The organism is Nostocoides japonicum T1-X7, assembly GCF_001046855.1.
In the GTDB taxonomy this organism is placed as follows: domain Bacteria; phylum Actinomycetota; class Actinomycetes; order Actinomycetales; family Dermatophilaceae; genus Nostocoides; species Nostocoides japonicum.
The window spans coordinates 5,031,602-5,040,099 of the sequence record NZ_HF570958.1 but is presented as its reverse complement, the minus strand read 5'-3'; the positions used below and the strand labels follow the sequence as shown (position 1 = coordinate 5,040,099).

10 protein-coding genes are annotated in these 8,498 nt (G+C 68.6%); 6 read left to right on the top strand and 4 right to left on the bottom strand.

Annotated elements, in window-relative coordinates; translation table 11 throughout:
* Window positions 1–37 precede the first annotated feature (37 nt).
* The 4 genes from BN12_RS22735 to BN12_RS24890 all read right to left on the bottom strand — a co-directional run bounded on the left by BN12_RS22735 (window position 38) and on the right by BN12_RS24890 (window position 3,689).
* Complete coding sequence (locus BN12_RS22735; RefSeq protein ID WP_157635264.1) at window positions 38–1,342, bottom strand: IS256 family transposase; 1,305 nt, start codon at window positions 1,340–1,342, stop codon at window positions 38–40.
* 163 nt (window positions 1,343–1,505) lie between these two features.
* Window positions 1,506–1,826, bottom strand: a complete 321-nt coding sequence (locus BN12_RS22730; protein WP_048555773.1) for a hypothetical protein — start codon at window positions 1,824–1,826, stop codon at window positions 1,506–1,508.
* Between the two features lie 39 nt (window positions 1,827–1,865).
* Window positions 1,866–3,215 carry an ISL3 family transposase gene (locus tag BN12_RS22725; RefSeq protein WP_235432510.1) on the bottom strand — a complete coding sequence of 450 codons (1,350 nt, stop codon included), beginning with the start codon at window positions 3,213–3,215 and terminating at the stop codon, window positions 1,866–1,868.
* Between the two features lie 177 nt (window positions 3,216–3,392).
* Window positions 3,393–3,689 (bottom strand): hypothetical protein, encoded by a 297-nt coding sequence (locus BN12_RS24890; RefSeq protein ID WP_157635648.1) that lies wholly within the window; start codon window positions 3,687–3,689, stop codon window positions 3,393–3,395.
* Window positions 3,690–4,584: 895 nt separating this feature from the next.
* On the opposite strand from BN12_RS24890, the gene BN12_RS22720 reads away from it, so the two are divergent.
* From BN12_RS22720 to BN12_RS26425, 6 genes are all read left to right on the top strand, one after another.
* Complete coding sequence (locus tag BN12_RS22720; protein WP_048555738.1) at window positions 4,585–5,844, top strand: IS256 family transposase; 1,260 nt, start codon at window positions 4,585–4,587, stop codon at window positions 5,842–5,844.
* A 267-nt stretch (window positions 5,845–6,111) separates the two neighbouring features.
* Window positions 6,112–6,918 carry a hypothetical protein gene (locus BN12_RS22715; protein ID WP_157635647.1) on the top strand — a complete coding sequence of 269 codons (807 nt, stop codon included), beginning with the start codon at window positions 6,112–6,114 and terminating at the stop codon, window positions 6,916–6,918.
* Window positions 6,919–6,967: 49 nt separating this feature from the next.
* Window positions 6,968–7,168, top strand: a complete 201-nt coding sequence (locus BN12_RS22710; protein ID WP_157635646.1) for a hypothetical protein — start codon at window positions 6,968–6,970, stop codon at window positions 7,166–7,168.
* Window positions 7,165–8,007: a hypothetical protein gene (locus tag BN12_RS22705; protein WP_157635645.1), complete on the top strand. Its 843-nt coding sequence runs from the start codon at window positions 7,165–7,167 to the stop codon at window positions 8,005–8,007. The genes BN12_RS22710 and BN12_RS22705 overlap by 4 nt, the downstream gene beginning before the upstream one ends.
* Entirely contained in the window at window positions 8,004–8,297 is a 294-nt protein-coding gene (locus BN12_RS22700) for a hypothetical protein (protein WP_048555769.1), read from the top strand. The genes BN12_RS22705 and BN12_RS22700 overlap by 4 nt, the downstream gene beginning before the upstream one ends.
* The coding region (locus BN12_RS26425) for a hypothetical protein (protein WP_048555768.1) at window positions 8,297–8,498 on the top strand (202 nt) is incomplete at its 3' end. The genes BN12_RS22700 and BN12_RS26425, both read left to right, overlap by 1 nt.

Below are 8,498 nucleotides of genomic sequence, written 5' to 3'. Positions count from 1 at the left end.
GGGTCTGTCCGATGATCGGTGTAACTGGCGTTTCTCATTAGAGGTTCTCCGCGGCCGGCATCCGGTCTTCGAAGGTGACGGCGAAGGCGTTGAGGGCCGGCTTCCACCGGGTGACCCATCGTGCCTGTCCCAGGCCCTTGGGGTCCAGTGACCGGGTGACCAGGTACAGCGTCTTGAGGGCGGCCTGCTCGGTGGGGAAGTGTCCTTTGGCGTTGACGGCGCGCCGGTAGCGGGCGTTCAGGGACTCGATCGCGTTGGTCGAGCAGAGGACCTTGCGGATCTCAACGTCGTAGTCCAGGAACGGGATGAACTGTTCCCACGCGGCCCGCCACAGCTTGGGGATGGCCGGGTAGGGCTTGCCCCACTTCTCTTCGAACTCCTCGAACGCCGCCCACGCCGACGCGGCGTTCGCGGCCGTGTAGATCGGGCGCAGGTCTTTGGCGATGGCCTCCCAGTACCGCTTGGAGGCGTACCGGAAGGTGCCGCGGATCAGGTGGACGATGCACGTTTGGACGATTGCTTGGGGGAAGACGGCGTTGACGCTGTCCGGCAGCCCCTTCAGCCCGTCGCAGACGATGAAGAACACGTCGGCGATCCCGCGGTTCTTCAGGTCCGTCAGCACGCCCATCCAGAACTTCGCCGACTCCCCGGCGCCGTGGCCGGGCCACAAACCCAGGACGTCGCGGTGCCCGGCCAGGTCGACCCCGATCGCGGCGTAGAACGGCTGGTTGCCGACCTGCCCGTCACGGACCTTGACCATGATCGCGTCGATGAACACCGCGGCGTACACCCGCTGCAGCGGCCGCGACGCCCACGCCTGCATGTCCTCGATGACCTTGTCGGTGATCCTCGAGACGGTGTCCTTGGACACCGACGCCCCGTAGATCTCGGCGAAGTGGGCGCTGATCTCCCCGGTCGTCAGGCCGCGCGCGTACAGCGACAGCACGATCGCGTCGACGTCGGTCAGCCGCCGCTGCCGCTTCGCCACGATGACCGGTTCGAAGGACCCGTCCCGGTCCCGCGGCACCTCGATCTCCACCGGGCCGGCGTTGTCGGTCAGCACCGTCTTGGCGCGGGTCCCGTTCCGGGAGTTGGCGCCGTTACGGCCCTCGACGGCGTGCTTGTCGTAGCCGACGTGCTCGCTCATCTCTTCCTCGAGGGCGGCCTCGATGACCTGCTTGGTGATCGCCTTCAGCAGCCCCTCGGGGCCGGTCAGGTCATCACCCCTGGCGCGAGCGGCCTTGACCAGCTCGCGCACCGCGTTGCGCTCCGCCTCCTGGGGCGTGAGCGTCTTCTTGGCTGCCTTCCGCAGTGGGCTCACGCCCACCAGTGTCTCGGTCATTCCACTGACCTTCCTCGCTGACGCATCAGCGGGTCGGGCCAGTTACACCGTTCGTCGGACAGTCTCCCTCACGCCGAGGTCAGTTACACAAAGTTCCTGACAGACCCGTGCGTGACAGTCGATCAAGTTTGGGGGAGGCGCGGATTCGATGCGTCGCGACCGTTCATGCGTCGGGCGCTGCGAATGGGTGCCATGGCCCGCCGTCGGCGAACCGACGCCAGAGGACTGTGCCCTCGTGCTCGGCGATGGCTTGTATGTCGGACTGCGGAGGTGCTCGGTGGTGGCCCTTGAATCTGATGGAGTGGTAGCCCATTGCGTGGAGGCGGGTCAAAGCTTCTTGTCGCGTCGGTGCCTGCAACAGCAGCTCGATGGCATCGTGCCGCTCGCCCTGCTCGGGCAGGACGATCGAAGCAACGAAGGTGCCGTGCGCCAGGGTGGTCCACCGATTGAGGTGATTGTCTTTCCCCATCGTCATCGCCTCCATAGACTTCCGAAGTAATGGGGTGTCGCTCAATCCGGCTCTTCACGGATGAGCGTGGTTCGGGATCGGTAGTCCTCCGGCGATGAGGAGCATCCGGAGGCGGTAGTTGTCTCGGATGCGCAGGCCGCGGGCGATGCGGCGGTGGAGCTCGATGAGGCCGTTGACGGCTTCGGTGCCGCCGTTGGACGCGCCGTCGGTATCGAAGTAGCCGAGGAACTCCCGGCGCCACCGGCGCAGGGTCTTGCCGAGGCGAGCGACCTCGGGGATCGGGCAGGTGGGCAGCGTGGCGACGATCTTCTCCGCGACGGCACGGCCGGCCGCCAGGGTGTGCTGGTGGTAGGCGGCCCGGACCTGCTGGGCACATCGGTAGGCGAGCTCAACCTCGAGGTGCTCCTCCCGGGCGGTGAACGCAGCTTGCAGGCAGGCGCGTTGCCGGTCGGTGAGGTGCTCCTGCCCGGCGCGCAGGATGTTCCGGACCCGGTACAGCGGGTCGCCGCGGCGGCCTCGGTGGCCGGTGGTGTCCTGCTGCACCCGGCGGCGGACGTCGTCGACGACGGCGGTGGCGAGCTTGACGACGTGGAACGCATCGAGCACGGAGCGGGCGTCCTCGAGCTGGTCGTCGACGGCGTTCTTGTACCCGTGGAACGGGTCGAGCGTGGCGATCTCCACGCTCGAGCGGAACGCCTCTCCGCGCTGGTGCAGCCAGGTCTTGTAGGTCTCACCGGAGCGGCCCGGGACCAGGTCCAGCAGCCGCGCCTGCACGTTGCCGCGGCTGTCGCGGGTGAGGTCGACCATCCCGGTCAGCTCCTTCGGACCCCGCCCGCCGTCCTCGATCGGCTTGGTCGAAACGTGGTGCCACACGTGCTCGTCCACGCCGAGGATCCTCACGCCCTCGAAGCGGGACTCATCCGCAGCGGCCGCGGCCAGGATCGGCTCGATGCTGGTCCACACCGTCGACCACGACGTCCCGAGCTGGCGACGGACCCCGTTGACCGACGCGTGCTCGCGGCGGATCTGTTCGATCGCCCACCGGCACGCCCTGGTGGTCAGCTTCGACCGCGGCGCCGCGACCCTCTCGTCCTGCTCGACGAACGAGACGACCGGGCACCCGGCGTCCGGGCACACCCAGCGCCGCTTGCGCCACCGGATCCGCACCGCAGCACCGAACGCGGGCGCGTCGACCAGCTCCACCACGTCCCGACCATGACCACGGGCAACGACACCGCAAGCCGGGCAGCCCATCACCACCGGCTCGGACTCCACCGTCACCACGAGCCGGCCGCGATCGTCACGCTCGGCCGCAGTCACATGCAGCCCTTCGATGCCAACGATCAGGTCGCACCGGTCGCAGTAGCCGCCGAAGGCAGGGCAGCACACCGTAGGGTCATCCATGTCGAGGTCCTTGAGATCAGGAGAGGTAGAAGTCCTCTGATCCTCGGGGGCCTCGACCCCTACCCCCGACAACCACCCCACTCAGCGCGTCGCGCCCTCACCCACGCTCATCCGTGAAGAGCCCTCAATCCCCCGATGTCGCCCTCTGACGACCGACGATGCACGCGTCCGCGAGTGTCATTCGCTCGACGGCTCATCCGTGCGAAGGATCAAGCTCGTCAGTTCGAGGATCTCGCGTGTGGCCAGAAGATCTCCCTTCGACTCTTCATCGAGCACACTCAGCATCTCGAGCGCGGCTGGCCCGACCTCTCCGTGACTACTGAGCACGCCTTCGATCCAAGCGAGAGCGCCCTCGCGGACAACTTCGGATTGGGTCTCGGGAACACTTCCCAGACTTTTCGACTCCAAAGTGGTTCGAAGCTTTCTCAGTTCGGCGACACGCCACGCTGAGAGCCTCACCAGAAGGAATGCCATCTATTGCGGGCGCCGTTCAAGAGCCCGCCTGGAGAGCCCTTCACGCGGCGGGAGGCTTGACCTGAACGCCAAATGAGTGAACGGTGAGCGGACCTCATGTAGTGATTCACGTTCGAGTAGTTTCGGCCGTGCTTTGCGTAGTGATAAGTAGCCGAACGGTAAGCGCCATGTCTTCCGGTGAACGAACCTCGATCAAACGTTCGTGCGGCCAGTCGCATCCGAGACCTGTTCTTTGTGACGTAGAGGGCCGCCCTGAAACTTCGGGTCTTGTTGACGGCGCTGAAAACACGATAGGCCCGCATTCCCCACATAGCTGCTCGTCCAGCCTCTATAGGATCATCTACCGGTACCGCGGCGGGTTGCGGGGCGTGATGCCCCGGTCGAGTTCGGGCCGTGGCTGACGGGTGTGAACGCGTCACCGCCGCGTCGCCGGCGACGGCACCTGGGAGACGGTCATGCGGGCGGCAGGCCGAGGAGGACACGGCCGGTGAGCTCGGCTGACAGGTCAGAGTCGACTCCACCGTGAACCGGGCGTACCAGTACGGCACGACCCTGCCCCCGCCCCGAGCCGAGCAACGCGACGCCTCTCCACCATCAGCTCGGATGCCGTCCGGGCGCCCGTGAAGGCCCCTGAACCGAGCATTGCCGTTGGCCCTGAGGAGGCGACTCCGGCACCAGCGATGAACCGCTCGCCGAGCGAAACGCCGGCACGGAGCGGCGGGGGAGGTGGGGTGGGCTGCACTTCTTCAGAGTGTGCGCGCAACGGCCGACAAAGTTGAGTCCGACAGAGTGGTGTACGAGCAACCGGTGACCGTGTCGCTGCCGATGTAGGTGGCGGTCACCGGGTGATTCTTCGAGTGATCTCTCACAACCGTCTCGAAGAAGGAGCGCCACGGTGACCGCCGTTCCCAGTATCGACCCTGCCCGGTTCCTCCGCGACGAGCTGGCCCAGGCCAGCCCCGACCTGATGCGTGACCTGCTGACCACGTTCGTCAACGCGCTGCTCTCTGCGCAGGCCGACGCGGTGTGCGGCGCTGAGTACGGGGCTCGGGATCCCGAGCGGGTCAACCGCCGCAACGGGTACCGGCACAGGGACCTGGACACCCGGGTCGGCACGTTGGATGTCGCGGTGCCGAAGCTGCGCGAAGGGTCGCTGTTCCCGGAGTGGCTGCTGGAGCGGCGCCGGCGCACCGAGCGGGCACTGACGACGGTGGTGGCGACCTGCTACCTGCTCGGGGTGTCCACCCGGCGGATGGACAAGCTGGTGCGCACCCTGGGGATCACCGGGCTGTCCAAGTCCCAGGTCTCGGAGATGGCCAAGGACCTCGACGAGCAGGTCGCGGCGTTCCGCACCCGGCCGCTGGACCAGGGGCCGTACACGTTCGTCGCGGCGGACGCACTGGTGATGAAGGTGCGCGAGAACGGGCGCGTGGTCAAGGTCGCGGTGATGGTCGCCACCGGCGTCAACACCGAGGGGTACCGGGAGATCCTCGGCGTGCACACCGCCACGTCCGAAACCCAGGCCGGGTGGTTGGCGTTCTTCCGGGACTTGGTCGCCCGCGGCCTGACCAGCGCCGGCCCTGTCGGCCTGGTGACCAGTGACGCGCACGCCGGGCTGGTCGAGGCGATCGGGGCGACCCTGCCCGGCACCGGATGGCAGCGGTGCCGCACCCACTTCGCCGCGAACCTGATGTCCGCCACCCCGAAGTCCTCCTGGCCGTGGGTCAAGGCGCTGCTGCACAGCGTGTACGACCAGCCCGACGCCGCCAGCGTGCACGCCCAGTTCGACCGGATCACCGACTCCCTGCGCGAGAAGCTCCCGTCGGTGGCCGCCTACCTCGAGGACGCCCGCGAGGACATCTTGGCGTTCACGGTCTTTCCCAAGGCGTGCTGGCGACAGATCTGGTCCAACAACCCCAACGAGCGCCTGAACCGGGAGATCCGCCGCCGCACCGACGTCGTGGGCATCTTCCCCAACCGCGACGCCGTCATCCGCCTCGTCGGGGCCGTCCTGGCCGAACAGCACGACGAGTGGGTCGAGCAACGCCGCTACCTCGGCCTCGAGCACCTCAAGCAATGCCGGACCGCATTGGTCCCAACCACTTTCGACGACAAGGAGGACCCCCTGACCATCGCCGGCGCGATCAGCGCCTAACCCCCCAACGAGGAATCACCCTCGTACACCACCCCAGCGGGCTTGACCGCCGACAAGGCGGGCCAGGGGCGATGAGACGCCCGCAGGCAAGTGTCGCCGCCCAGGAACTTCGTCGTGTTGGGGTACGTCGCATCGTCGCAGGTCAGAGGGTCGTATCCCTCCCAGGCCGGGACGTACCCCAACCCGCCTGGCCCACCACGGTGACAAAGTCGGGGACGACCAGCCGAGACCTTTCCTGCCGTGTCGACACGGCGGAAGGGACTTGAGATGAGCGTCGCAACACACCTTGGGCTGGCCGACCACGGCAGCGAGGTCCTGGCCCTGGCAAGACAGCGATGGCCGCACTGGCAACTGCGCCACGGCGCCCTGGTCGCCATCGACGAAATGGACGACCTCCCGGCCTGGCTCCGCGACGCCGACTGGTACGCAGCCGACGAGGTCCTGCTCACCCTTGCCCAGCTGTCCGCCCCGGACGGGGGTGACGACGTGGCCGCGACGGGCGTCCTCACCTGGGTGCTGCTACCCGGAGCCAGCCTGTTGGCGTTCAGGCTCAGCCGGCTCAGCCGCCGCATCGACGAGATCCTCGCGGCCCAGCTATGGGTCGAGGCCAGGACATTCCCCTGGCAGCGCGGGCACAAGGTGGCCGCCAACATTCTGATGAACACCCGCAAGGGCGTGATGCGCGACCTGGGGATCGGCGAGGCAGGCGACCGCACCGGAACGCGAACCATCCCCTTCCCGCCCACCGCAGAGGTGTGGGCCGAGGCAGCCCATTGCGTCCATCCGGGCGGACCCACGGCCGAGCAGGAACTGGACGACATCCTCGAGGTCGCGACGACTCGAGGGGCCCTGACCCCGGACGACGGCGACCTGCTGCTGAGCCTCGCCCACGCCGCCGACGCGGCGAACCCCGCCCGCTCCGGGCGCGGTCACGCCGGACTGATGGCCCCGGCCGCCTCCGACGCGGTCGCGGCCGAGCGCGGTGTCTCCTCGCGGACCGTGCGGCGCCGCGCAGCCCGGTCGGTCCATGCCCTGCGCGTCGTCTGCGGCACCCAGCAGCGTGCCTCCGCCTGACATGTCCACCAAGCCACCTCGACCGGCTTACGGCGACGAGGTGATGACGATGACCGACGAGACCGAACTCAACCGGCTGATGGACGTGGCCGGCAGCGAAGGCGAAGCTCTCGCCGCGCTGGCCGGGTGCGTCGACCGGCTGCACCAGGTGCATGCCGCACGAGCAGCCCTGGCCCGGCTCGACGCTCGCAGCCTGCGCGCCGCCCTCGAGGCACGGCGCACAGCGCTCGAGCAGGAGGGGACCCGATGACCACACACACCACCCATCCAACGCCCTCGAGGGCCGCAGTGAGCGTCCAAGAGCTCAAGCGGGCCTGGCGGTCCGTGGAGGCCGGCGACTTCCGCCCCCGTCAGCGACCCGGAGCCGGGAACGGCCACGAGACCACACCCCACGGCTGGCACCCCGACGAGCCCGTGCTGCCCGTCGTCGGCTGCGCGGGATCCGTCGGAGCGACCACGCTGGCGCTGGCCCTGGCCACCCGCGCGCCGGGCGCCACCCGCATCGTCGAGTGCTGCACCGCCACCGCCTCCGGACTGGCACCAGCCTCCACCGCGGAACTGGGCCAGCACCCCACCGGGTGGTCACAAGGGACACGAGGTGACGTCCTCCTCGAGCGCGGCAGCGACATCCTCGTCAGCACCGACGAGGTGCCCACCCCCACCGACCCCGCCGCAGCGCTCACGCTGACCGTCCTCGACGTCGGATGGGAGCTCGAGCAGGTACTGGCCAGCCCCAACTGGCTTGCCGACCAGCTTCTCCACTCCGAGCACGTGGTCGTGGCCACCACCGCCACCATCCCCGGGCTGCGGCGGCTCGAGGGAGCCCTGTCGTTGCTGGCCGGACGTCGAGTCCTCGGTGCCGTGCTCGGCCCCACCAGACGCAAGTGGCCCCGCGGCCTCGAGCACAGCCTCGGCACCCTGACCCGACAACTCGACCAGCGCGGGGACCTTCACCAGATTCCCGTCGACCGGGCCCTCGCCGTGCGCGGCCTCGACTCCGAGGCACTACCCACCCCGCTGCTCACCGCAGCAGACCAAGTCCTCCGCGCCACCGTGGCCGCAGAAACCACGAAGGGAAGCCCGTCATGAACGCACTCACTCGCCAGCTCGCCACCCTCCCGCAGGTGTGCCCCGTCGCACCGCCTGGAGCGCAGCGCTACACCGATCAGCTCATGGGCTACGTCCTGTGGGGCACGATCATCCTGTTCGTCCTCGGCGTCGTCATCGGCATCGGTGCCATCGTCGCCGGTCGCATCTTCGGGATGCCGCACGCATCGAAGGCCGGGATCGTCGGCGTCGTCGTCGTCTTCCTCGCGGTGATCGGCTACCTGGTCCTTCCCGGAATCGTTCGCGCCCTGACCGGGGCCGGGTGCGTCTGATGACCCGAGCCGGGCAGACCACCGCCGACGGCGGGTGGGGACGCTCACGCCTCCTGGCCACCTTGGCAGCGGGGGTCGCGGCGGCCCTGCTCTTCGTGGTCGGCCTCGGCCTCGCGCTCCACTACGGCCTGCGGAGCGCGGACACCCAGCCCACGACGCAGCGTGTGGCCACGAAGGTTTCGGCCACTGGCACCGGGCCGG

Coding starts and splice junctions, on each gene's coding strand:
- BN12_RS22735 (WP_157635264.1), bottom strand. CDS start 1,342: ATGACCGAGACACTGGTGGGCGTGAGCCCACTGCGGAAGGCAGCCAAG.
- BN12_RS22715 (WP_157635647.1), top strand. CDS start 6,112: ATGAGCGTCGCAACACACCTTGGGCTGGCCGACCACGGCAGCGAGGTC.
- BN12_RS22730 (WP_048555773.1), bottom strand. CDS start 1,826: ATGGAGGCGATGACGATGGGGAAAGACAATCACCTCAATCGGTGGACC.
- BN12_RS22700 (WP_048555769.1), top strand. CDS start 8,004: ATGAACGCACTCACTCGCCAGCTCGCCACCCTCCCGCAGGTGTGCCCC.
- BN12_RS22710 (WP_157635646.1), top strand. CDS start 6,968: ATGACCGACGAGACCGAACTCAACCGGCTGATGGACGTGGCCGGCAGC.
- BN12_RS22725 (WP_235432510.1), bottom strand. CDS start 3,215: ATGGATGACCCTACGGTGTGCTGCCCTGCCTTCGGCGGCTACTGCGAC.
- BN12_RS24890 (WP_157635648.1), bottom strand. CDS start 3,689: ATGGCATTCCTTCTGGTGAGGCTCTCAGCGTGGCGTGTCGCCGAACTG.
- BN12_RS22705 (WP_157635645.1), top strand. CDS start 7,165: ATGACCACACACACCACCCATCCAACGCCCTCGAGGGCCGCAGTGAGC.